Genomic DNA, 24,063 nt, shown 5'->3' with positions numbered 1-24,063 from the left:
TGAAGATGGAACACCACGAACAGGACAACTACTCCGCACACGCCGAGCGCGACTTCGGCGCCCCCACAGGGCGGGACGTGAGCGAGGCGCTATGCGAGCAGGTACGTCAGGCCAATGAGGCCAGGACACCTCTCAGAATCGTGGGTGGTGATACCAAGGCATTCTACGGCCGTTCGGTCGAGGGCGAGGCGCTATCGCTGACCGAGCATCGCGGCATCACTCACTACGACCCGGTTGAGCTGGTGGTCTCGGTGCGCACCGGCACGCCGCTGGCCGAACTCAAAGCCGCGCTGGATGCCGAGGGGCAGCAGCTCGGCTGCGAACCGCCGCACTTTGGCCAGGCAGCCACAGTGGGTGGCATGATCGCCACGGGGCTATCCGGGCCACGTCGGCCTTGGGCCGGCAGCGTGCGTGACTTCGTGCTTGGCTCACGCGTCATCAACCACGAGGGCAAGCACCTGCGCTTTGGCGGTGAGGTAATGAAGAACGTGGCCGGCTACGATCTGTCCCGCCTGATGGCCGGCGCCCAAGGCACGCTCGGCGTAATCACCGAGGTGTCGCTCAAGGTGCTGCCCAAGGCCACCGAGACGCGGAGCCTGCGCCTGGAAATGACGTTGGACGACGCACTTGAACGCCTCGCCCAGTGGGGACGCCAGCCGTTGCCGCTGACCGCGGCTGCCTACCATGACGGCGCGCTCCATCTTCGCCTTGAGGGCGGGCGCAGCTCGGTGGCCGCCACGGCGGAGCGTCTCGGCGGTGAAACCCTGGAGGGCACGTTCTGGACCGAGCTCCGCGAACACCGCCTTGCGTTTTTCGTCAGCAGCGATTCCCGCCCGCTGTGGCGCCTGTCGTTGCCCAATAACACCCCGCCTCTGGCCATAGACGGCGATACCCTTTACGACTGGGCCGGCGCCCAGCGCTGGGTGCGTAGCGACGCTTCGGCCGAGACGCTGCGCGATGCCGCCGCCCGTGCCGGGGGACATGCCACCTGCTTTACGCCAGGCGTTACTGAGCCGTTCGCCCCGCTGGCCCCGGTCGTTGCCAAGTATCATCGCCAGCTCAAGGCCCAGCTCGACCCTAACGGCATCTTCAATCCCGGCCGGCTCTATCCGGAGTTCTGATATGCAGACGCAATTTACCGACGCTGACCTGCAAAAACCGCACATCCGCGAAGCCGACCGTGTACTGCGTACATGCGTGCATTGTGGTTTTTGCAACGCGACCTGTCCCACCTATCAATTGCTCGGTGACGAACGCGACGGGCCACGCGGACGCATTTACCTGATGAAGGAGTTGCTGGAAAGCCGCGACGATGACGACCAGGTCACCCACGAGACACAGTTGCACCTCGACCGCTGCCTGACCTGCCGCAACTGCGAAACCACCTGCCCGTCGGGGGTCGAATATCACAAGTTGCTCGACATCGGCCGCGCCGAGGTCGAACGGCGTGTGGGGCGTAGTCCCAAGGATCGCGCCTTGCGCTATGGCCTGCGCAAGGCGCTGGTCGATCCCAAGCGCTTTGCAGCACTGATGAAGATGGGCCAGACCTTTCGGCCTTTGGTTCCCGGCATGCTGCGTGACAAATTGCCCGCACAACCGGTGGATGCCGGCAAACGCCCCGAAGGGCGTCAGCATGCTCGCCAGATGCTGATTCTCGAGGGCTGTGTGCAACCCGGGCTGTCGCCTAACACCAATGCCGCTACCGCGCGTGTACTCGACCGCCTGGGCATTGGCCTGACACCGGCGCCCCAAGCTGGCTGCTGCGGCGCCATCGACTACCATCTGAATGCACAGAAGGATGGTCGAGCACGCATGCGCGCCAATATCGATGCCTGGTGGCCGGCCATCGAGAACGGCGCCGAGGCCATCGTGCAAACCGCGAGCGGATGCGGCGCCTTCGTCAAGGAATACGGAGAGATGCTTGCTGACGACCCGGCCTACGCCGAGAAGGCCAAACGCATCAGCGAGATGGCCAAGGATCTGGTCGAGATCTTGCGTGACGAAGATCTTGATGCGTTAAACGTCAAGACCTCGCGCCGACTCGCCTTCCATTGTCCGTGCACACTGCAGCATGCGCAGAGGCTCGGCGGTGCCGTCGAGGGCGTACTCACGCGACTCGGCTTCGAGTTGACGCCAGTGCGCGATGCCCACCTCTGTTGCGGTTCAGCGGGTACCTACTCGGTGACCCAACCGGAACTCTCGAGGCAGTTGCGTGACAACAAGGTCGAGACCCTGGAGGCCGGCAATCCTGAGCTGATCGTGACCGCCAATATCGGTTGTCAGACTCACCTCGCCGGGGCGAGCAAGACGCCGGTCAGGCACTGGATCGAGATAGTAGATGAATCTTTGACATCCGCCTCGAACCACACGCACCGTGAGGCGAGCCCCGCCTAACACGTCCCAGATAACCCTACCAAGGAGATCATCATGCAGACCAAATCCGTTCTCACCCTGAACGATGTCAATGCCATTCTCGACGCGGCGCAAAAAGAAGCCGAAGCCAACAGTTGGGCGGTAACCATCGCAGTGGCGGACGATGGCGGCCATCTGCTAGGCCTGCGTCGTATGGACGGCGCTGCGCCTTTCAGTGCCGGTGTTGCTACCGAAAAGGCGCGTAACGCCGCCATCGGTCGCAAGGAAACTCAGGTCTTCGAGGAAATGATCAACAACGGCCGCACGGCTTTCGTCACCGCCCCGATGCAGGCGCTGCTGTCCGGTGGCGTACCGGTCATCGTCGACGGCCAGGTGGCTGGCAGCGTCGGCATTTCCGGTGTCAAACCCGAGCAGGACGTGCAGGTCGCCAAGGCCGGCGTCAAGGCCATCGCTGGCTGACAGAGCCTGAGCCATCCCCGGTCCAGCCGGGGATGGCGACACAAGACCATAACGCAACGCTCTACCCTACAAGCAAGTTACTGCCCATTCCAGGCAAGCCCTTACCCCACCTGCGGTACCCGTCACCCACCTATACCAATAAATATCTGTTTTACAGGATATTTTTAGATCATGGCACGGAATGCGCCCTAGTTGAGCGTCCAAATGCGGACCCATCTCAACTATCGTCAAGGAAGCAAACCATGCCGACACCGTGTTATATCAGCATCGAAGGCCAGACCCAGGGCAACATTACCGCTGGCGCCTTCACCCCGGACTCCGTGGGCAACATCTACGTTGAAGGTCATGAAGACCAGATGCTGGTGCAGGAATTCAAGCACGTCGTCACCGTTCCCACCGACCCGCAGTCCGGCCAGCCGGCCGGCCAGCGCGCCCATAAGCCGTTCATCTTTACCGTCGCCCTGAACAAGGCCGTGCCGTTGATGTACAACGCACTGGCTTCCGGCGAGATGCTGCCCAAGGTCGAGCTCAAGTGGTACCGCACCTCCATCGAGGGTAAGCAGGAGCATTTCTTCACTACCGCGCTGACCGACGCCACCATCGTCGACATCAATTTGCGCATGCCCCACGCCCAGGATTCCACCAAGTCCGAATTCACCCAGCTGATGGACGTTTCCCTGGCCTACCGCAAGATCGACTGGGAACACACCGTCGCCGGCACCTCCGGTTCCGACGACTGGCGCGCCCCCATCGAGGCATGACGCTGGCGTCCTGAGGACGCGCTTCCATGCTCGCGCAGCGGGTGCCCTGGCACCCGTTGTTTGATTGACCTCCCGAGTGCTTGCTTTCATGGATACTTCGATTGGACTACGGTTTTCCCTGCAGCTTGGCGCCAAGCCCGGGCCGAGTATCGACGACAGCATGCCTGAGCCCTTGCCGAGCGCGTCGAGTGGCTTCTCCGTCATCGGCTTTCGTGCCGAAGAAGTGTTCTCGGCACCGTTCCACCTATCTATCGACTTCGCCAGTCACCATCACGATCTGTCACCCATCGACTGGCTCGACCGTGAGGTGAGGCTGAGCGTCTGGCAGGACGGCCAGGTGTTGCGCAGTTTTCACGGCATCGTCAGCGAGTTCGCCCAGAGCGATACGGGCCACCGCCGTACCCGCTACTCGCTCGTGGTGCGTCCGGCGCTGTGGCGGTTGTCGCTACGCCACAACGCGCGCATCTTCCAGCACGTCTCGCCGCTGACCATCATCAACACCCTGCTCGCCGAGCGCGGCATCACCGACGTCGCCTTCGCAGTGACCCGCGAGCCCGCCGAACGCGAATACTGCGTGCAGTACCGCGAGACCGACCTGGCCTTCATCGAGCGCCTGGCCGCCGAGGAAGGGCTGTTCTACTTCCATGAATTCGAGGACACCTCCGGCGGGGCCCACCGCCTGGTGTTCGCCGATGCCCCGCAGGGCCTGACCACGCTGGGCCCACGCACCTATCACAGCCGCGCCGGCGGCACGGCCCCGACCCGGCATGTCCGCCGCCTGCGCCAGACCGCCCGGGTACGCCCGGCCAGCGCGCAGCTCAAGGACTACTCGTTCAAGCAGCCGGCGTATGCGCAGCTGCACGATCACCCGGCGGGCGGCCTGGACACCCATGCCCAGCGCACCGACTACGAACATTACGACTATCCCGGTCGCTACAAGGCCGATGCCAGCGGCCAGGCCTTCACCCGGGTGCGGCTCGAACACCTGCGCCACGATGCACTGACCGCCGAGGCCGAAAGCGACCTGCCCGAACTGCGTCCGGGTACGACCTTCACCCTGACCGATCACGGCAGCGCTGCGCTCAACCGCGACTGGCAGGTGGTCGGCGTGGTCCATGAGGGCCGGCAGCCCAGGCGCTGGAAGAGGATGCCGCGGGGAGCGACGGCCTGACCCGCTACGCCAACGCCCTGACCCTGCTGCCCGGCGACCGCACCTGGCGGCCCACCCCGAACCCCAAGCCGCGTGTCGATGGCCCGCAGATCGCCTTCGTGGTCGGCCCCGCTGGCGAGGAAATCCACTGCGACCCGCACGGCCGGGTCAAGGTGCAGTTCCCCTGGGATCGTTATGCGAGCGGCGACGACAGCAGCAGCGCCTGGCTGCGGGTCAGCCAGGGCTGGGCCGGCGGCGGCTACGGCGCCATGGCGATTCCGCGCATCGGCCATGAGGTGATCGTCTCGTTTCTCGAGGGCGACCCCGACCAGCCGCTGATTACCGGGCGCACCTACCATGCGGTGAATACCCCGCCCTACCCGCTGCCCGAGCACAAGACGCGCACGGTCATCCGCACCCAGACCCACAAGGGCGAAGGCTTCAACGAGCTGCGCTTCGAGGACGAAGCCGAGCAGGAACAGATCTGGGTGCACGCCCAGAAGGACCTGGAACTGCTTACCGAGCACGACCGCACCGAGGAAATCCGCAACGACAGCTTCCTCAGCGTCAAGCGCGACCGCATCGAGGAGATCGACCGCGATACGCACCTCACCGTGCACGGCGAACGTCGCGAGAAAGGCGAGACCTCTCAGAGCCTGACCATCAACGGCAGCCTACATCTCAAGGCCGGCCAGGCCTGGCTCACCGAATCCGGGCGCGAGTTGCACATCAAGGCGGGTCAACAGGTCGTACTCGAAGCCGGCGATGAGCTAACGCTCCACGCCGGAGGGAGCTTTCTCAAGCTCGACAGCGGCGGTATCACCCTGGTTGGGCCCAGCGTGAAGATCAACGCAGGGGGCAACCCAGGCAAAGGTAGCGGTCAACGTGCCCAGCGACCGACGCTGCCCAGTCAGGCGACACTCGAACAACACGAAGCCATCACACCAGTCAGCCATGACCAGCTTCTGCAAGCCGCCTTGCAGGCCGCCTCGGTCGTGGAAGTCTGCCAGATTCGCGACACCGCTCAGGCAGGCAGCCCCGAGAACTGCAACCTAGGAGCGCAATGCCGATGCCAGACATGAACGGCATGGTCCAGACATACTATCTGCTCGATCTCGCCTGGTACCGGGATGGCCTGCGTCATTTGTTCGAGATCGAGCCAGATCCTCGCTACACCTTGCTCTACCTGCAGACCGAGCAGGCCAGCGCCGCGGAGCAAGGCCCCCTACTGATCGCCCCGCAGGCTGCCGAAGCTCAAGAGTTGCTGCGACAACGTGTCGATGCAGGTATCGTCATCGAACTCCAATCGGCAACGGCACAAGAGACTGTCGTGAGGCATTTGCGCTCTCTGACCCAGGCCCAGCGCGACAATGGCGCCTCAGTCCTCTTAAGGTATGCCGACCCGCGCCTGTACGCCGGGATTCATGCGTCACTGAGCGATAGTGACCGGCAACGACTGCTGGGCCCTATTCAATCGATGTCTGGCCAGGCCTTGGGGCAGCCATGGACATTGGCCCAGTCCGCAGAAGCAGCAACCCGTTATACGCCCCCTGACAGCCCCTTTCGACTGACACGCCACCACGTGCGCTGTCTCGAAGCATGGCGTGGGCAGGCACTCCTGCAACCGATCGCCGAGCGTCATGGATTACCTCTGGCGCGCCTTGCCGAATGGTATCAACAGATGCCGGAGATGGGTTTCACTACCGAATTCGCCCGAGTCCAGGGCTGCGAGCACCTGGCCCGTTGTCAGCTCAATCGCGCCATCTGCCCGAGCCTCGTTCAGGAAATTCAGTCAATATCAGGCGACTGGAAAAACAAGCTATCGCACCTCAAGGCTCGCTTTACCGAGCGGAGCCTCTCGGAGCAGGTCCCTCCTGGCCAGGACTCGGCCCACAGCAGCCGGTTCGGCAGGAGCCGTGCCCATGGATGAACTCGCGCCAGCACTACAACCTAGCTTGCAGACCGGAGAAGGTGCCGTATCTCGCGCAGATTGCGCCAGCCTAACCCTGGTGATGCTGGAGCATCGCGATACGCTCGGCCGCCCCTTGCCTGAAGGCACTCCGGTAGAGCTTGTCGACTGTCGTGGCAAACATCATCACGCCTTGATCGATACTGAGGGATTCAGCCAGCATCCCCGTGTAGCTGCCGGACCGGTGGCCTGGCAGCTACACGGGCTGTTCGGGAGCCACATCGTGGCTATAGACGATACGCCTTGCCATCCGGTGGCGTGTGGCATCGTCGCTCCTCTGACCTCTGTGGCCATGCCCGAGACGGCGATCCAAGCGACCTATCTACCACCGCCTATCTTGGTCAATCTGCGCACTCCTGCCCCAGATGGTGTCGACCGACTGAGCGACAGTACAATTGATCAGCTTCGCCTGAACGGCAATAACGCCACGATCTTCGTGCACGGTTACAACGTACCGCATGGCGACTGGGCGCGTTTCACCCGCGATGCCGATCTGTCCGGCCTGGCCACAACGCAGTCAGGCACACTGCGGCTTGTCCCCAGCGGTAGCGCCGCCATGGCGACACTGTGTCAGAGCGAGGCTATCGATGCCGACGAGCGCGGGCTGAATGGCAGTGGCGCGTGCAACTGGCTGATGAATATGGAATATCAGCTGAACCGCGCTGCTGGACTGCCTGACGACGATTGGCGCCAGTACACACGAATCGTCGGTGTGTTCTGGCCTGGCGATACCGGCACTACCGAATTCATCGAAGCCGAGTTCGCGGCGATGAAGAGCGGCAGGCGCCTGGTCAACATTCTGGTGCAACTGATCGAGGCCGGGATCACCATCAACCTGATCAGTCACTCGTTGGGTGCCAGGGTCGTGCTGACCGCCCTGAACATCCTTGGTGCTCACGGCATGCGGCAACGCATCGACAATCTGTTTCTCTGGGAGCCGGCCGTCGCTGACAATGCGCTGTCCCCGGATACACCGTTTACAGACGTACCCCCACGAGGCACTGGCTTTGATGTAGGTAACGTTACCGACAGCCCCGCCCGGGAGGTGCATCCGCTAGGCATGGGCACCTTCCCCACAGCCCATCTCGCCACCAAGAATGTCGTGGTGCTGCATTCTCACGAAGACGGTATTCTCGGCCCCTCGGCCAAGGACACATTGATAGAAGAGGACGGTGGAATACTCGGCGTCTTTCGGGGAATACGCACGTTTATCGACGACACCACCGACGACCAGACAGGCAAAGTGGGTGGCGCCTACACGAAAAAGTGGTGGACCTTTCCACCTGTTGCCGGAGACGGCCTGCGTTATTTCCAGACCTATTACTTCGAACGTAGCCGGGCCTTGGGCAAAGAGTGTTTGCCCGCTTTTCAAACCTATACGCAGCAAAAAGCCCGTAACGGCGACGGTTACGCGCAATGGCAAATCGAACGCGCCTGGGACGTACTGGAGCAGGCCATCGTCGACGAGGCCCATCGCGTGGCAGACACGATTCCCCGAGGCCCGCTGCGTGCCGATACGCCCTTGCCGACCTACGACCTGCTCCAGCCCCTGTCGCATCACTACCGGATCGGCGAACCTATGGCCCGCCTGTTTGCGCAGAAGCTGCGGCAACTTGCACAGCGGGATGGCTGGCAGCCGAGGGATACCGAGGTAAGGCCGGCGCTGGGGTTGATTGGGTTTGCTGAAGTGGAAGCTATTTCATTTTTTGAACCTAAGATATTTGCCGAAATATTTTATCCTGTTGACCAGTCAGCTTGGTTTTTCTCTCACTCGGCCATGAAATACCCTTCAGAGGAAATTTTTATAAAAAGCTATAAATTTTCAATTCTCGACAAGATAAAAAACAATTCTAAGTTCGGACACTACTAACCCAGGAAAGACACTTAACATGCTTAATTCACTAGTTACTATTTTTACTATTTTTTTACTCTTAGCAGGCTGTGCCACGAGCAAATCTAACCAGAAAAGTGAGATTGGCCCTGCCATGGTTATTAGTGTTTCCAGTGATGGCCATTATGCTATTAGCTCACATTTATCTAAACACTTAGTGCTGTGGAACCTCGACCAGAAAACCCGCCAAACTGTATCAAGCAACGCAAATATATACAGCGCCTATTTCATCCACAATTCGGATGCATTTCTGTGGCAGGATTTGAATGACCAAGTTTATGTGCAAAAGATTGATGGAAAAGTCCTTGACCAGTTCAGCCATTTCCCTACCTATGGCCACGTAATGGACGAAAGCATGACGCACTACATCGCTTCAGATGATGAGTGGAATCTATTCCATGGTCATGGCGAAGACATGCAGCCCATTCTCAGCGATGGCGATGTGCCAGGGGTGCTAAGCACAGGCAAGCTCATGCACATAAGCTTGTCGGAAGCAGGCAATACATTTGTGACGGCAGGTTTCGATAATCGTGAGCGATTCGACCTTCAAGAGCGCCCTCCAATTGTAAAAGATCAATCTTTTGGAAACTACGGAGGGGTTTTTCTATGGAGCCTGGATAGCTTGAAGCCTATTGCTCAGCTGCCAGGCAATGCCAGCAAGGTCGATGCCGTCATCAGCCCGGATGGTCAGTGGGTGGTCAGTGGCGACGAGTCCGGCATTGGGCGTTTCACCCATACGGACAAGCCCGAGAAGATGCACCGCATGGCAAGCTATACGGGCGGTATTTTCCTGGATGACTCGTCATATGATCTCGATGATCCTAGAAAATTTGATAAAAGTGGCCTGATCCCAGTTCCTATGGCCGAAAAACCCAATCGTTGGGGTGGCCGTCATCTAACAACTAATACTACCGTCGCAGTCGCCTTCATCAACGACAGCAAGGAATTCCTGCGCTTTGGCACCTACAAGCATTGGGTTGCGCTCTTCGAGGCCGGCAATCCCTGGCCGCAGAAGTACTTCGACCTTGGCACCGATCCTCACCCGTCGACATTTTCCTATCTGCGCAGCCTGAGTATCGCCACATCACCCCAGGCCCATGTGCTGGTCACGGGGCATGTCAATGACGGCGGCATCACCGTGTATCGCTATGACCCCCACGAACGCACGCTGACCAAAGAGTGGGTAGCAGAATGATACCCGGTCGGCGCTCACGGTCTGGTGGGAGTCGTTTCTTGCTGGGACTGGTTACCCTGATAGGCTTCTCTCAGCTGGGTGGCTGCGCATTGCATGGAAACGCTGAAAACACACTTGGCCCAGCCATGGTCATCGGTGTCTCCAGCGATGGGCATTATGCAATCAGCACGCATAGGTCCAAGCATCTGGTGCTGTGGGATTTAGAAAAGCATCAGAAAGAAATTATTTCTCGTGATGCCAACATATACAGTGCTTACTTTATTCACGGGCGTGATGCATTTCTTTGGCAAGACCACCGTCGCCGTCGCCTTCATCAACGACAGTAAGGAATTCCTGCGCTTTGGCACCTACAAGCATTGGGTTGCGCTCTTCGAGGCCGGCAATCCCTGGCCGCAGAAGTACTTCGACCTTGGCACCGATCCTCACCCGTCGACATTTTCCTATCTGCGCAGCCTGAGTATCGCCACATCACCCCAGGCCCACGTGCTGGTTACTGGACATGTCAATGACGGCGGCATCACCGTGTATCGTTATGATCCTGATGCACGCACGTTGACCAAGGAGTGGGTGAGCGAATGAAGCGGGCATATCGGCAGGCCGCCCTGCCCCTCTTTCTGATGGGCATGGTTCTGCTCGACGGTTGCGCCACATACCCGCCATCCGAAAATGCGCTTGGTCCTGCCATGGTCGTTAGTGTTTCGAGCGATGGTAGACATGCGATCAGCTCCCATTCATCGAAGCACTTGGTGCTTTGGGATCTTGAAAAACATCAGAAAGAAATCATTTTTCGTGATGCCAACATATACAGTGCTTACTTCATTCACGGGCGTGATGCATTTCTTTGGCAAGACTTGGCAGATCAAGTTTATGTACAAACCGTAGAGGGAGAAGTAGTCAAGCAATTCGAACATTTCCCCACCTACGGGCATGTCATGGATTCCAGCATGGCGCATTACATTGCATCGGATGATGACTGGAATCTTTTCCATGGCTATGGAAAGGACCTGCAACCCCTCAAAAAGGACGGAAGCTCGCCCAGCTTTCTGGGTACTGGCAAGCTCATGCATCTATCGCTTGCCGAAGAAAGCAACCTCTTGGTCTCTGCCGGCTTCTCAACCGACAAGGATGTTGATCCTTCCACACAACCGGCCATCCAGGACGATCAGTTATTCAGTTACTATGGAGGCATCGTACTATGGGACCTTGAGTCAAAGGCTCCAATTGATAACTTGGAGGGCAATACCAGCAAGGTCGATGCCGTCATTAGCCCGGATGGCCAATGGGTCGTCAGTGGTGACGAGTCGGGCATCGGACGGTTCACCCATACGGACCAGCCCGAGAAGATGTATCGCATGGCACGCTATACGGGCGGTATTTTCTTGGAAGACTCCCCTTACGCCCTTGAGGACCCGAGAAAATATGACAAGAGCGGGTTGATACCAGTCCCCATGGCCGAGAAACCCAACCGCTGGGGTGGCCGTCATTTAACAACTAATACCACTGTCGCCGTCGCCTTCATCAACGACAGCAAGGAATTCCTGCGCTTCGGCACCTACAAGCATTGGGTTGCGCTCTTCGAGGCCGGCAATCCCTGGCCGCAGAAGTACTTCGACCTCGGCACCGATCCTCACCCGTCGACATTTTCCTATCTGCGCAGTCAGAGTATCGCCACGTCACCCCAGGCCCACGTGCTGGTCACGGGGCATGTCAACGACGGTGGCATCACCGTGTATCGCTATGACCCTGACGAACGCACGCTGACCAAGGAGTGGGTAAGTGAATAACCGAATTGCCCGGTCTCGCTGCGTCGCATAGGCCGCGTCTTTACAGTAACCTGATCAGCCCCGAAGCAGATGCACCTGCCTCGGGGTTTTCTTTGCCAGCCCGAGGCCACCATGTCATTACTGTATTTTCTTCCTCCGCTGGGTGCCGTTCTGATCTGGTCGGGAAACATGACCATCAATCAGCTTACCGTCGGTTCGATCGCCCCGAGTGCCATCGCCTTCGACCGATGGGTGCTTGCCTTGGCCGTGCTATCGCCTTTCGTGCTGCCCACGGTATGGCGCCTGCGCCGCCAGCTCCGTCCCGAACTGCCCAAGCTGGCTCTGCTGGGTCTGCTGGGCATGGCCATGTGGCAGGGGCTTGCCTATGTCGCTGCTGCAACGACCTCAGCCACCAACATGGGTATCCTGGCAGCCACCGTCCCCCTGCTGACCGTCTTGCTGAGCGCCGTGATACTGCGTGAAAGACCAACACTGGGTGGCATTACCGGCGGGCTGTTGGCACTGCTGGGTGTCTTCGTTCTGCTTGGCCGTGGGGATCCGCTATCGCTGCTGGCGCTCGACATCGCACCCGGCGATCTCCTGATGGTCTTGGCCGCCCTGTGCTATGCCTCCTACGGTGTCATGCTCAAGCGCTGGCCCATGGCGCTGCCGCCTTGGGTGATGCTCTATGTGCAGGCCTGTTTCGCCACCTTGTTTTTACTGCCGGGCTATCTGCTGGGCCCCATGACGCCTGTCGATGAACATAACGCATGGCTGATCCTATACGCGGGGATCCCCGCCTCGATCGTGACCACCTATCTTTGGATGCGTGCCGTGCGTGAGATCGGTGCCAGCAAGGCAAGCATCTTTCTCAATCTGATGCCGTTATTCAGCGCGCTGATCGCCATGGCTTTCCTTGGTGAACGCCTGGAAACCTGGCATCTGCTGGGCGGCAGCCTGACACTAGCCGGTGTCATCATGGCCCAGACCTTGACGCAGCCCCTGGCAGGAAGCTCGGCTCGCCGCCTAGACTGAGGCACGAACCGGCAGGTAGAGCCACGGCGCATACGCGTGTGCAACAAGGAGATTTTTCATGACCACACAATGGATCGACATCACTGCCAAGGATGGCGGCAAATTCAAGGGCTATCTGGCACTGCCCCCGGCGGGCAAGGGTCCCGGAATCGTGCTGCTGCAGGAAATCTTCGGGGTCAACGCGCATATTCGCAGCGTCGCGGAGCAGTATGCGCTGGATGGCTATGTGGTGCTGGCCCCGGATATCTTCTGGCGGCAGGAGCCCGGCGTAGAGCTAGGCTATGAAGGCGAGGATATGGAGAAGGCGTTCTCGCTCATGAAAGCCATGAACTCGGACCAAGCCATCGCAGATATCGCCAGCACCGTCGATACCCTGCGCGGGCGTCCGGAGTGCCAAGGCAAGATAGCTTCGCTTGGCTACTGCATGGGCGGCATTCTCTCCTTCCGCAGTGCGCTGGATGCCGGCGTCGATTCTGCCGTCTGCTTTTATCCGGGCGGTATCGCCAACCATCTCGACAAGGCCGACCGGCTTCAGGTACCCGTTCAGTTTCATTTTGCCGGTCAGGACAAGCACATCACCGGCGAGCATATCGAACAGACGCGTCGTGCCTTTGCGGGTCGCGACGACGTGAAGATGTTCGTCTATGACAGCGCCGACCATGGCTTCAATTGCTGGGCACGCAGTGCCTACGACCGGCATGCCTCGGCACTTTCGCATGGACGCACTCTGGCCTTTCTGGAAACGCTGGGTCGCTGAGCGCAGCTTCCTTCTCCACCGCGATACCCCGTGCTAATCGCATGGATAGTGAACGTCTGGCAGCGTTTGCTGTCCATGCTCGTCCTGGTGAAAACACCTCGCGTGTTACCATACTGCGATCTTTTGAGGACTCGAAACGCCCATGGCCCTAGACGAACTCCATCTCAATCTACGCAACCTGACGGTGGACGACTATCCGCAGCTGAAGGACCTGATGGATTCCGTCTACAACGATATCGGGGGCGCCTGGCCCAAGCTGACCATCGACAAGCTGATCGCGGAATTCCCCGATGGCCAGATCGTGATCGAGGATGACAGCCGTATCGTCGGCGTGGCCCTGACCGCGCTCGTGGAGTACGACCGCTTCTCCAACCCGCACAAGTACGACGACCTGATCGGCCATCGCGAAATCATCCTCAACAATCCGGATGGTGATGCCCTGTATGGTCTGGACGTACTTATCCACCCGGACTATCGCGGCTATCGACTGGGTCGGCGCCTTTATGAAGCGCGCAAGGACCTGTGTCGCTCGATGAACTTGCGCTCCATTCTTGCCGGTGGGCGGATTCCCCATTACCACCAGTACGCCGACGAGATGTCGCCGACTGATTATCTGGAGAAAGTCGCCCGTAAGGAGATTCACGACCCCATCCTGTCGTTCCAGCTCGCCAACGGCTTTCTGGTCAAGCGCCTGCTGCGCAAGTACCTGCCCGAGGATGAAAAGTCGCAGGGTTACGCAACCCTGCTTGAGTGGAACAACATTCTGTTCCAGCCTGCCGAACGTATTCTCGAGTCGCGCCGTACCCAGGTCCGCGTCGGTGCCGTGCAGTGGCAGATGCGTGAGTTCGCCTCGGTGGAATCGGTGCTGCAGCAGGTCGAGTATTTCGTCGATGCGGTATCCGATTATCAGAGCGACTTCGTGGTCTTTCCGGAGTTGTTCAACACGCCCCTGATGGGCCTGACCGACCAGTCGGACCAGATCCAGGCGATTCGTTTCCTAGCCGGCTTTACCGAGCAATTCAAGGCCGAGATCTCGCGCATGGCAGTCTCCTACAACATTAATATCATCGCGGGATCGATGGTCGAGGAAGGTGAGGACGGCAAGCTCTACAACGTTTCCTATCTATGCCACCGCGACGGTTCCACTGAGCGCCAGTCCAAGCTGCACATTACTCCCCAGGAGCGTAGAGACTGGGTAGTGGAAGGCGGTGATGAGCTGCGGGTGTTCGAGACAGATGCCGGTCGCGTCGGTATCTTGATCTGTTATGACGTGGAGTTCCCCGAGTTACCGCGCCTGCTCGCCGAACAGGACATGGATATTCTGTTCGTACCGTTCTGGACCGACACCAAGAACAGCTACCTGCGCGTGCGTCACTGTGCCCAGGCCCGCGCCATCGAGAACGAGTGTTATGTGGTGCTGTGCGGCAGCGTGGGCAACGTGCCCTCTATCGAGAATCTGGATATCCAGTACGGCCAATCAGCGGTGTTCTCGCCGTCGGACTTCGCCTTTCCGCACGATGCCGTGCTCTCCGAGACCACACCGAATACCGAAATGGTGATTTTCTCGGACCTCGACCTGCTGCGCTTGAAGGTCGTGCGCTCGGAGGGCTCGGTGACCAACCTCAAGGATCGCCGCAAGGATCTGTTCGATCTGCGTTGGCGTGACTGGTCGTGGAAGAGCGGGGGCCGTCAGGAAGACTGATGCTGAGCAAGTGGCGCCAGTGGCGGGCCGAGCGGTTCGATGCCCGCCATCCCTTCCCGCAGGAAGAGTGGTTACGGGCCTGCGAGCGGCTCCCGCTGCTGGCCGCCCTTGACCATGACGAGCGCCAACGCTTGGGGCAGCGAACATGGCGCCTGCTGCATCGCAAACGATTAACTCTACCGGAGGGGCTGGATTTCGACCTCCCCGACCGATTTAGCCTGTTGGCCCAGGCCGGGCTGCTCACGCTGGGCTGGAGCGAAGCGGATGCCGAAGGCGCCTTTGCCGGCGTTCATGAAATTATCGTCCTGCCCGAGGCTTTCCGCCGTCAGGTGGAAGAGATGGACGAGGCCGGCGTCATGCATGAGTACGTGGATGAAAGAGTCGGCGAGACCTGGCATCAGGGGCCGGTCGTGCTGTCGCTGGCCGACGTTCGGGACAGTGGGGACTGGACTGGCTTCAACGTGATCATTCACGAACTCGCTCACAAGCTCGACATGGAAAATTCACTGGATGCCGACGGGTTTCCGTCAATCTCGTCGGATATCGACAGCCGCGAGTGGTACCAGACCTTCATGGCTGTCTGGAACGACCTGCAGGCTCACCTCGAGCGTGGCGAACCGACGCCCATCGATGACTACGCCGCCACCCACCCTGGCGAATGCTTTGCCGTCTGCTGCGAGCATTTTTTTACTGCGCCTGACGTACTGAACGAGGCTTATCCCGCCCTCTACGCCCTGTTGCGTCGCTATTTTCGCCAAAACCCGCTGGCCCGGTTCAAGGCCTGCCAAACGGCCTGAGCAAGCCAGCAATTTTTGTGCTCTTGGCCATGTTAACTGCCCTGGCTTGGCCGGCTAGTTTCCCGTGGTCGACCATACATTGGAACGCTCGGCCGGTTGCGATTCGGGACAAGGCAGGTTTCGAGTGGACCAGGTCATGCTATGTGCCTGACGACATATGCTCGGCCCACCATCTTCGCCGCCCGCCGCTTCACGCTGTGCCGGCTCACGGGTTGATAGGCCATCGACAATAATCTCGACACGAGGCTCGGGCCGGGCTGTATGGCTACGCGTCTTGCGATTATCACGATCATGAAGATGCTCATCACGGTCATAACGCCCATTGCTACCGTACCTATCGGGGCGTTCGCGAGCCGACCCTTCCTCCCAGATTTCGTGATGACGGCCTCCTTCGCCTATCACTTGAACCTCCTCGCCACTGGCCGGCACAGTCAACACAAATACCGAAGCGGCTAGCATAAACGCCGTGCCCCGACACCGATATCGGCGTCCAGTCGGTAACGCATCTCTCATTGCCTCTGCCCTCCATAGTGGGATGCTGATTACAGCATAGGCGTCAGTCGGCGAAACGCATCAGCCAGTCCCAAAGCAGCCCAGCTTCCTGGCGCCACCTGAGGCGCACTGGACGTACCAGCCAAAAACGCTCATCACTGGGCACCGACAGCGAGAAAGGTGCGACCAGATCATCACGCTCAGCCAGCAGGCTGTCATGCGTCAGGGCCACTCCCCCACCCCGCGCCGCAAGGGATAACGTCGTGACCTGGTTATCACAGGTGATAGACGGGCACTGTGTGTCGAGGCCCGGCACGCCCGCCTTGTCCAGCCAAGCCTGCCACCCCACAGCGAAGCCCAGTGCATGCAACAGGGTTTCTCCCGCCAGGTCGGCTGGTTTTTGCAGGCGTGCAGCCACCTCGGGGGAACACACCGGCAGCATGGATTCGGTGCCCAGAGAATAGGCCTCGAAACCCTCCCAGTCGCCACGACCATAGCGGATCTCCAAGTCGGCCCCTTCAGGCCCGAAGTCCTCAGTCCAGATCGCACTGACAAGGTGCACTGCGACCTGTGGATGACTGCGATGGAACTCGAGCAGACGCGGTGCCAGCCAGGTCTGCTGCATCACCGGCGTGGCCCGCAACGTAACAGGCGCCTCGGGGCGAGGACCGAATACCTCGGCAGTACCCTCGGCCAGCCGCGTGAATGCTTCTTCAACACTGGGCAACCAGGCCTGGCCGGCTGGCGTCAGGGTCAGGCTGCGAGGATGGCGCACGAACAACTTCTGGCCCAGACGATCCTCGAGCAGGCGTATGCGCTGGCTGACGGCGGACTGGGTCACGCCCAGCTCGTTGCCGGCTTCGGTGAAACTCAAGGTCCGGGCAGCGGCCTCGAAGGCCTGCAGCCAGAGAACAGGGGGCAATGGCTTCATGGGCAAGTTGGACATTAGTTTATCTTGGGCATAGACCTCAGATTAATCGTTTGTCGTACGTGTGCCCAGTCTTCATCCTTGTTCACCAAGCGCACCATTGTTCAACCGTGTCCCAGGAGGATCGCGATGCATACCGCTACACCGCATCATGCCGAGCATAATGCTGCTCGTCCCCGCATCGACATGGGGGAACTTTCGTCCCATGCCGAAGGGCCTGCCCTGGTTGACGCCGTTGCCACTGGAGCTCGCGTCACGCTGCACTGGGAAGACGGAAGCCAAGCCCACTTTCCATGGATGTGGCTGCGAGATCATTGTGCCTGCCCTGAGTGCCGCCACCCCCTAACGCGAGAACGTTTGTTCTTTCCCCTGAACGACATCGAGACAGCACCCAGCGCTCACGTGACCGAAGGCAGCCTGGAACTGATCTGGGCAGATGGCCATATGAGCCGCTTTGATCCCGTCTGGTTGTACCAGCGGCGTCTCGAAGACACGACCTTCACCCCGGCACAGGTCATCCCGCACCGCCAGCCCTGGTGCCTGGATTTCACCCCCGAGCGGGTCTCGCATGGCGACTTCATCAATGGCGATGGCGAGCGCCAATGGCTGGAAGCGTTGCTGCGTGATGGCCTTGTCCTGCTCGAAGACGGTCCGCTGGCCGAAGAGGAAGTCAGCCGCTTGGCCGGGCGCATCGGACCCATGCGTGCGACCAACTTTGGGGCCCGCTTCGACGTCCGCTCCAAGCCCAACCCCAACAACGCTGCCTATACCGCCATCGGGCTGGCCTTGCATGTCGATCTGCCCAACTGGCGCCAACCGCCCGATATTCAACTGCTCTATTGCCTGCAGAACGAGGCCAAAGGCGGCGAGTCGACCTTTGCCGACGGCTTCACGGTTGCGGAGATACTGCGTGAGGAATCACCGGAGCATTTCCGTATTCTCAGTGAGACCCCGATCGATTTCCGCTTTCAGGACGAAGATCACGACATTGCCGTACGCGCCCCGATCATTGAACTGAACGAGGACGGCAAGCCGCTGGAGATTCGCTTCAACAACTGGATTCGCGATACCCTGCGCCTGCCCCTGCACGAAGTCGATGCGTGGTACGCAGCCTACCGCCACTTCTGGCAGTTGTTGCACGATCCGCGCCATCAGATCGAGTTCGCCCTCGAGCCGGGGCAGATGATCGCCTTCGACAACCGCCGCGTGCTGCATGGTCGCCGTGCCTTCGATCCCAATACCGGCAAGCGTCACCTGCAGGGCACCTATCTCGATCTCGATTTGCTCGAGTCACGACTGCGCGTACTTTTGCGCCAGCGCTGATTTTCGGCGCCTCGACGCCGGCGCATGACGCCGAACCGCAATAACAAGAAACCGCGGCTCGGCCCTTCCAGTAACCCGAAAGAGAATTGTCCATGACACATACCCTGACCAAGACCCTCATTGCCCTGCCCCTGGCCAGTGCCATCGCTCTGCCCGCCATCGCCGATGATGCCACTCTCGACTTCGGCGTCCCGGCCTGGCCCGGTATTACCGTCAAGAGCGAGATCGCCTCGCAACTGCTCCAGCCGCTGGGTTATGAAACCCGTAACCAGGAGCTTGGCCTGCAAGTGATCTATCAGGCGCTTGAAACCGGCGATCTCGATGTTTTCCTCGGCGGCTGGATGCCGGCACAGCAGGATATGCTCAAGCCGCGCGAGGAAAGCGGCGACATCATTCGTCTGGCTAATAACGTGGATGGCGCCCAGATGACCCTGGCAGTGCCTGAGTATGTCTATGAGAGCGGGATTCAGAGCTTCGCCGACCTGGACGCCAACCGTGAGCGTTTCAACGGCGAGATTTACGGCTTTGGCGCGGGTTCTGCGGCCAGCGAGATCCTCAACAAGGCCATCGACAACGATACGTGGGGCCTGGGCGACTGGAGCATCGTTGATACCAGCACGGTAGGCATGCTGAGCGCCGCCGAGGATGCCATCTCGCGCCAGGAACCGATCGTCTGGGTGGGCTGGACGCCGCATTGGATGAACCTGGAACTGCCGATGCGCTATCTCGACGATCCCAAGAACTTATTCGGCGAAAACAACGGTCAGAGCGAAGTGCTGACCCTGATGCGCAGCGACTATGCCGAGTCCCACCCCAACCTCAAGGCCTTCTTCGAGCAGTTCACCTTCAAGGCCGAAGAGCAGAGCTGGATGATTCAAGGTTTCGGACTGGAAGAGCGTTCGGCCGACGAAGTCGCCAACGAGTGGATTCGTAGCAACCCCGAGCGCGTTCAGACCATGCTTGAAGGTGTCACCACTCAGGAAGGCGAACCGGCATGGCCGGCCGTACGCGACGCGCTGTCGCTATAACCTTCCCTTCGCGGCGGCCAGTATTGGCCGCCGTGCCTCTTCATGCTTATCCTAACCGCCACCCAAGCGAATGGATGCGCAGCTCTCATGTCCCGCCCACTGATCATCGTCATCGGCTCGCTGGTTGCGCTGGCCGGCCTGGGCCTGCTGTGGCAATGGCTGGCCATGCACGACGCCCTGACACCGGAACGCCTGATGAGCCTCGTCAAGTATTCCATCGCTTGGCGGGATTCGCCCTGGGCTATTTTCGTGGTCGTGGCCGTCTATGCCGGTGCATCGCTGCTGGTGTTTCCGCTTAGCATCCTGGTGGCCGTGACCGGCTTGATGTTCGGACCATGGTGGGGATTCGGCTATGCCCTGGCCGGCACGCTGGCCGCCTCGGCCACTACCTACTGGGCGGGCCGCAAGCTGGGACGCGATGCCTTGTTGCGCCACGGGGGCCAACGCCTCAACGGGCTCGCCAAGCTCCTGGCCGGGCGCGGCATTCGCACCATGACGGTAGTCAACCTGCTTCCCCTGGCCCCCTTCACACTGACCAACATGATGGCTGGTGCCTTTCACCTGCGCTTTCGCGATTACATGTTGGGCTCATTGATCGGCATCGTCCCAGGCCTTGTCGGCATGACCCTGCTGGGCAGCCAACTGGGCTCGCTGGTAACCGCCGAGAATCGCAGCGACCTGTACTATGCCTTGGGCGGGCTGGTGTTGGCGGTGCTGGTATTGCTGGGGCTTAAGCGTTACGCCACCTACAGGCAGCAGCGCAACCGACGCTAGGCCTGGCTGCAATGGGCATGTATATAACTCGTTATTTTTGCGAGGTTTCCGGCGTTTCGGGCTTGGCCATCAGGCCGTATACCGGCTCTTCCTGTAGTAACGAGCGCAGCACTCGTCCCCGGTGGCGGAGTAGCTGCCACTCCGCCTCCAGGCGACCGCGCATGCGCTCCCAGGCATCCTCATCGGCGTGGCTTACGGGGCCGCCAGCAGCGATCGCTTGTCGGTAGACGTCCAGGCAACGCGCGGCACAGCGAGATTCATCGAATGCTTGAGCGGTCGTCAATGCACCGCTACGCAGCCCTGCTCGAAGTTCCTGATCGTCCAGGTTGGCCAAGGCTGCAGCCAGCGCCCGGGCGTGATCGCCGGGCAGCAAGTAGCCATTGTGTCCGCTTTTCACCACTTCACGAACGCCCGGGGCCTCCACCGCCACCACGGGCAAGCCGGCTGCCATGGCCTCGACCAAAACCATGCCCTGGGTTTCGCTGTGCGAGGCAAAGGCGAATACGTCCATGGCATGGTAGGCGTCGATCAGGGTCTGGTCATGCAGCTTGCCGGTGAAATGGATACGGTCGATTACGCCGGAGTAGAAGGCGGTTTCATGCATGGCCATGCGCGCATCCCCGTCACCGACGACAAGGAAATGCGCGCGGGGCCGCTCGCTCAGAAACTGAGTCACCGCTTCCGTCAGAAATGGCAGGTTCTTCTCACGTGCCAAACGACCGACATGGCCAATGACATAGGCATCGTCGGGAATACCCATGCGTTGACGAATGACAGCGCCATCGCCCTGGGCAAAGCGCCGGGTATCGACACCGCTGGGGACTACGTGCACGGCCTCATTGGCGCCACGCAGGCACAACAGGTCCCGAATGCTGTCGCTGGGCGCTATCACCGCGTCGCACAGGCGAGTGTATTCCGTGGATAGCGCTACCGCGAAGCGCTGCATGCGCGGTGAATCGCCCGGCACATAATGCGTGTAATGCTCATAAAGGGTGTGATGAGTGAAGACCAAGGGCAGACCGTAGGTTTCCGCCGCCCGGGCCGCGGTATCGCCAAGCAGGAACGGATGGTGCGAGTGAACGATATCGGGATCGAAGGCTTCGATAGCCTCGTAGAGTTGTCCCGGGATCGGTACCGGCAAGGAAAAGTCGCTGCCGTTGAAGTGCTGTACCGCCGCCACACGGACTACATCAGGCTCATGCTTCGGCTGGCCCCGTAGCTTGGGCGCCACAACCAATACCTTGTGTCCTTCCGCCTGCAAGCGGGTCTTGAGTCGTTGGACCGACTCGCTGACCCCGCCGACGATGGGACAATACGTATTGGTAAACATGAGTATGTTCAAGCCAATATCTCCTTGGCAGTGGCAGATGACCGTAGCAACCGCTTGGCTTCACGCCCTCGCGATATCTTTAGGGCCGTTGGCGGCACGCTGCGGCGGCGATGGCACGCGACCGGGCAGGGCTTCCTCAAGATAAGCGACGAAAGCACGTAAGCGGGCCGGCAGGTGACGACGCTGGTCATAGACGGCATAGAAGTCAGCCTCCACACCCTGCCAGTCTGGCAGCAATTCGACGAGTTGCCCGCTCTTTAGATAGGGGTACACGTCCCACCACGACCGCAGCATGACGCCATGCCCTTCCAGCGCCAGTAGCGTAATCGCTTCACCATCGTTGCTGGCGAGCCGACCTGATACCTTGACTCCGGCTTCATGAGTTCCGTTCACGAAGCGCCAGAGCGCATAGTCACTGTCATTTTCACGAATCAACAGGCACTGGTGCGCCGAGAGATCCTGAGGCGAGGCCAATGTCGGCATGCGCGCGACATAGTCCGGGGCGGCACACAGGATGCGGCGATTATACAGAATGCGCCGGGCAATCAACCGAGAATCCGGTGGCTGGCCGACACGGATACCGACATCGAAACCATGATCCGCCAGGTTGAGAGGAAAATTGGTCAACTCAAGGAGCACCTCAAGCTGCGGATGGCGTTGGGTGAACGAGGAAATCAACGGCGCGATATGCCGGCGTCCGAACCCGAAGGTCGCGTTGACACGCAGGCGTCCAGAAAGCACGGTCTGCTGGGCACTCAGCGCACCTTCCAACTCGCCGATCTCGTCAAGGATCGCAGCGCCACGTTCACGGTAGAGTTCCCCCTCGGGGGTCAACGTGAGGCGACGTGTAGTACGGCTGGCCAATTCGACGCCCAGCCGCGCCTCGATCTGCTTGAGGCGCTTGCTGACAGCCGACAGCGAGATACCGAGCTCGCGGGCTGTCGCCGTCAGGCTGCCGCAGTGAGCCAGGCGCTGAAAGAATGCCAGGTCATCGATATTGGCCATGGAATTATTATCAACTACAACGCAACAATAACTTGCATTCTACCCTGATTATTCCAAGCACGACAGCGACTAGACTCTGGATATCCCTGCAGCCCAACAAGAAGGAGTACGCCATGGCCCATCGCATCGCCGCCATCGCCGGAGACGGTATCGGAACTGAAGTCATGCCGGAAGGCTTGCGCGTTCTGGAAGCCGCCGCCAAGCGCTTCGGTATCGAACTGGAAGTCGAGCACTTCGACTTTGCCAGTTGCGACTATTACCTCGAACACGGCCAGATGCTGCCGGATGACTGGTTCGATACGCTGTCGTCTTTCGATGCCATCTTCTTCGGTGCCGTAGGCTGGCCTGAAAAGGTCCCGGATCATATTTCCTTGTGGGGCTCCCTGCTGCAGTTCCGCCGCGCCTTCGACCAGTACATCAACCTGCGACCATGTCGCCTGATGCCCGGGATAAAAAGCCCACTGGCCGACCGCCAGCCCGGTGACATCGACTTCTACGTCGTGCGCGAGAATACCGAAGGGGAATACTCCAGTGTCGGCGGCAAGATGTTCGAAGGCACCGAGCGCGAGGTGGTCATCCAGGACACGGTCATGACCCGTGTCGGCATCGACCGAGTCCTCAAGTACGCGTTCGAGTTGGCCTCCAAGCGACCGCGCCATTCGCTGACCTCAGCGACCAAGTCCAACGGCATTTCGATCACCATGCCTTACTGGGATGAGCGGGTTAAGGCCATGGCCAAACATTACCCCGATATCACCGTCGACCAGTTTCACATCGACATCCTCACCGCCAACTTCGTACTGCATCCCGACTGGTTCGATGTGGTGGTGGCCAGCAATCTGTTCGGCGACATCCTTTCCGACCTTGGCCCGGCCTGTACCGGTACCATTGGCGTGGCGCCCTCGGCCAATATCAACCCGGAAGGCAAGTATCCCAGCCTGTTCGAACCGGTCCACGGCAGTGCGCCGGACATCGCAGGCAAAGGGATCGCCAATCCCATCGGGCAAATCTGGTGCGGTGCCATGATGCTCGAGCATCTTGGTCACGAGGAGGCCAGTAAGGCCATCGTCAACGCCATCGAGCATGTGCTTGCCGCTGGCCCGGAGCAGGCGCCTCTCACTCCCGACCTGAAAGGTCAGGGAACCACCCAGACATTGGGCAAGGCGATCGCCGAAGCACTCGAGTCGTAACGAAACGTACCGGCGGGCCGCTGGCCCGCCGGTACGGTTACAGTACGCTGTTCATTAATAGCTAGATCAATTTTCTGCTATTTTCGTCTTGCAACTCGCTGTCGATCCCCCTATCACTGAGTAATCTAACAATGATAAGGA

The 24,063-nt window shown here is 60.0% G+C and carries 21 protein-coding genes and 1 pseudogene; 18 read left to right on the top strand and 4 right to left on the bottom strand.

What is annotated here, in order from left to right:
- Positions 1 to 5 precede the first annotated feature (5 nt).
- The 14 genes and pseudogenes from glcE (at position 6) to F568_RS0114335 (ending at position 15,852) form a co-directional block, all read left to right on the top strand.
- On the top strand, positions 6 to 1,121 hold the full coding sequence (glcE, locus tag F568_RS0114400) for a glycolate oxidase subunit GlcE (RefSeq protein WP_019019450.1): 1,116 nt from the start codon (positions 6 to 8) through the stop codon (positions 1,119 to 1,121).
- A gap of 1 nt (position 1,122) precedes the next feature.
- Positions 1,123 to 2,394, top strand: coding sequence for a glycolate oxidase subunit GlcF (glcF, locus tag F568_RS0114395; RefSeq protein WP_019019449.1), 1,272 nt, complete (start codon positions 1,123 to 1,125; stop codon positions 2,392 to 2,394).
- 33 nt (positions 2,395 to 2,427) lie between these two features.
- The gene (locus F568_RS0114390) at positions 2,428 to 2,832 is read left to right on the top strand and encodes a heme-binding protein (protein ID WP_019019448.1); all 405 of its coding nucleotides are present in this window, start codon (positions 2,428 to 2,430) and stop codon (positions 2,830 to 2,832) included.
- 242 nt (positions 2,833 to 3,074) lie between these two features.
- Complete coding sequence (locus F568_RS0114385; RefSeq protein ID WP_019019447.1) at positions 3,075 to 3,593, top strand: Hcp family type VI secretion system effector; 519 nt, start codon at positions 3,075 to 3,077, stop codon at positions 3,591 to 3,593.
- Between the two features lie 160 nt (positions 3,594 to 3,753).
- Positions 3,754 to 5,825: pseudogene (locus F568_RS22955) on the top strand (type VI secretion system Vgr family protein).
- On the top strand, positions 5,813 to 6,673 hold the full coding sequence (locus F568_RS0114375; protein WP_169338677.1) for a DUF4123 domain-containing protein: 861 nt from the start codon (positions 5,813 to 5,815) through the stop codon (positions 6,671 to 6,673). Before F568_RS22955 ends, F568_RS0114375 begins: the two are co-directional and overlap by 13 nt.
- Positions 6,666 to 8,582, top strand: coding sequence for an alpha/beta hydrolase (locus F568_RS0114370; protein WP_019019445.1), 1,917 nt, complete (start codon positions 6,666 to 6,668; stop codon positions 8,580 to 8,582). The genes F568_RS0114375 and F568_RS0114370 overlap by 8 nt, the downstream gene beginning before the upstream one ends.
- A 19-nt stretch (positions 8,583 to 8,601) precedes the next feature.
- Positions 8,602 to 9,798 carry a WD40 repeat domain-containing protein gene (locus F568_RS0114365; protein ID WP_040476367.1) on the top strand — a complete coding sequence of 399 codons (1,197 nt, stop codon included), beginning with the start codon at positions 8,602 to 8,604 and terminating at the stop codon, positions 9,796 to 9,798.
- A 231-nt stretch (positions 9,799 to 10,029) separates the two neighbouring features.
- Entirely contained in the window at positions 10,030 to 10,377 is a 348-nt protein-coding gene (locus F568_RS0114360; protein WP_156817447.1) for a hypothetical protein, read from the top strand.
- Positions 10,374 to 11,582: a WD40 repeat domain-containing protein gene (locus F568_RS0114355; protein ID WP_019019441.1), complete on the top strand. Its 1,209-nt coding sequence runs from the start codon at positions 10,374 to 10,376 to the stop codon at positions 11,580 to 11,582. The genes F568_RS0114360 and F568_RS0114355 overlap by 4 nt, the downstream gene beginning before the upstream one ends.
- A gap of 111 nt (positions 11,583 to 11,693) precedes the next feature.
- Positions 11,694 to 12,596, top strand: coding sequence for a DMT family transporter (locus F568_RS0114350; protein WP_019019440.1), 903 nt, complete (start codon positions 11,694 to 11,696; stop codon positions 12,594 to 12,596).
- Between the two features lie 58 nt (positions 12,597 to 12,654).
- Entirely contained in the window at positions 12,655 to 13,353 is a 699-nt protein-coding gene (locus tag F568_RS0114345; RefSeq protein ID WP_019019439.1) for a dienelactone hydrolase family protein, read from the top strand.
- 142 nt (positions 13,354 to 13,495) lie between these two features.
- Positions 13,496 to 15,055: a bifunctional GNAT family N-acetyltransferase/carbon-nitrogen hydrolase family protein gene (locus tag F568_RS0114340; protein ID WP_019019438.1), complete on the top strand. Its 1,560-nt coding sequence runs from the start codon at positions 13,496 to 13,498 to the stop codon at positions 15,053 to 15,055.
- Positions 15,055 to 15,852, top strand: coding sequence for a M90 family metallopeptidase (locus F568_RS0114335; protein WP_019019437.1), 798 nt, complete (start codon positions 15,055 to 15,057; stop codon positions 15,850 to 15,852). The genes F568_RS0114340 and F568_RS0114335 overlap by 1 nt, the downstream gene beginning before the upstream one ends.
- 54 nt (positions 15,853 to 15,906) lie before the next feature.
- On the opposite strand, the gene F568_RS0114330 is transcribed toward F568_RS0114335, so the two are convergent.
- Positions 15,907 to 16,254: a hypothetical protein gene (locus F568_RS0114330; RefSeq protein ID WP_156817446.1), complete on the bottom strand. Its 348-nt coding sequence runs from the start codon at positions 16,252 to 16,254 to the stop codon at positions 15,907 to 15,909.
- 154 nt (positions 16,255 to 16,408) lie between these two features.
- Complete coding sequence (locus F568_RS0114325; RefSeq protein ID WP_019019435.1) at positions 16,409 to 17,290, bottom strand: LysR substrate-binding domain-containing protein; 882 nt, start codon at positions 17,288 to 17,290, stop codon at positions 16,409 to 16,411.
- A gap of 111 nt (positions 17,291 to 17,401) precedes the next feature.
- Between F568_RS0114325 and F568_RS0114320 the strand changes: the two genes are divergently transcribed.
- The 3 genes from F568_RS0114320 to F568_RS0114310 all read left to right on the top strand — a co-directional run bounded on the left by F568_RS0114320 (position 17,402) and on the right by F568_RS0114310 (position 20,397).
- Positions 17,402 to 18,595, top strand: a complete 1,194-nt coding sequence (locus F568_RS0114320; RefSeq protein ID WP_019019434.1) for a TauD/TfdA family dioxygenase — start codon at positions 17,402 to 17,404, stop codon at positions 18,593 to 18,595.
- A gap of 92 nt (positions 18,596 to 18,687) precedes the next feature.
- Positions 18,688 to 19,623, top strand: coding sequence for an ABC transporter substrate-binding protein (locus tag F568_RS0114315; RefSeq protein ID WP_019019433.1), 936 nt, complete (start codon positions 18,688 to 18,690; stop codon positions 19,621 to 19,623).
- An 87-nt stretch (positions 19,624 to 19,710) separates the two neighbouring features.
- The gene (locus F568_RS0114310) at positions 19,711 to 20,397 is read left to right on the top strand and encodes a TVP38/TMEM64 family protein (protein WP_019019432.1); all 687 of its coding nucleotides are present in this window, start codon (positions 19,711 to 19,713) and stop codon (positions 20,395 to 20,397) included.
- A 31-nt stretch (positions 20,398 to 20,428) separates the two neighbouring features.
- On the opposite strand, the gene F568_RS22950 is transcribed toward F568_RS0114310, so the two are convergent.
- Both F568_RS22950 and F568_RS22945 read right to left on the bottom strand, forming a co-directional pair.
- Positions 20,429 to 21,739, bottom strand: coding sequence for a glycosyltransferase (locus F568_RS22950; protein ID WP_156817445.1), 1,311 nt, complete (start codon positions 21,737 to 21,739; stop codon positions 20,429 to 20,431).
- Between the two features lie 48 nt (positions 21,740 to 21,787).
- Positions 21,788 to 22,732: a LysR family transcriptional regulator gene (locus F568_RS22945; protein WP_019019430.1), complete on the bottom strand. Its 945-nt coding sequence runs from the start codon at positions 22,730 to 22,732 to the stop codon at positions 21,788 to 21,790.
- A 113-nt stretch (positions 22,733 to 22,845) separates the two neighbouring features.
- On the opposite strand from F568_RS22945, the gene F568_RS0114295 reads away from it, so the two are divergent.
- Positions 22,846 to 23,922: a tartrate dehydrogenase gene (locus F568_RS0114295; RefSeq protein ID WP_019019429.1), complete on the top strand. Its 1,077-nt coding sequence runs from the start codon at positions 22,846 to 22,848 to the stop codon at positions 23,920 to 23,922.
- Positions 23,923 to 24,063 lie beyond the last annotated feature (141 nt).

This window comes from Modicisalibacter luteus DSM 23508 (genome assembly GCF_000378505.1).
Taxonomy (GTDB): Bacteria; Pseudomonadota; Gammaproteobacteria; order Pseudomonadales; family Halomonadaceae; genus Modicisalibacter; species Modicisalibacter luteus.
Note: the sequence above shows the minus strand (reverse complement) of the source record. Positions and strands in the feature narration are given on the sequence as shown.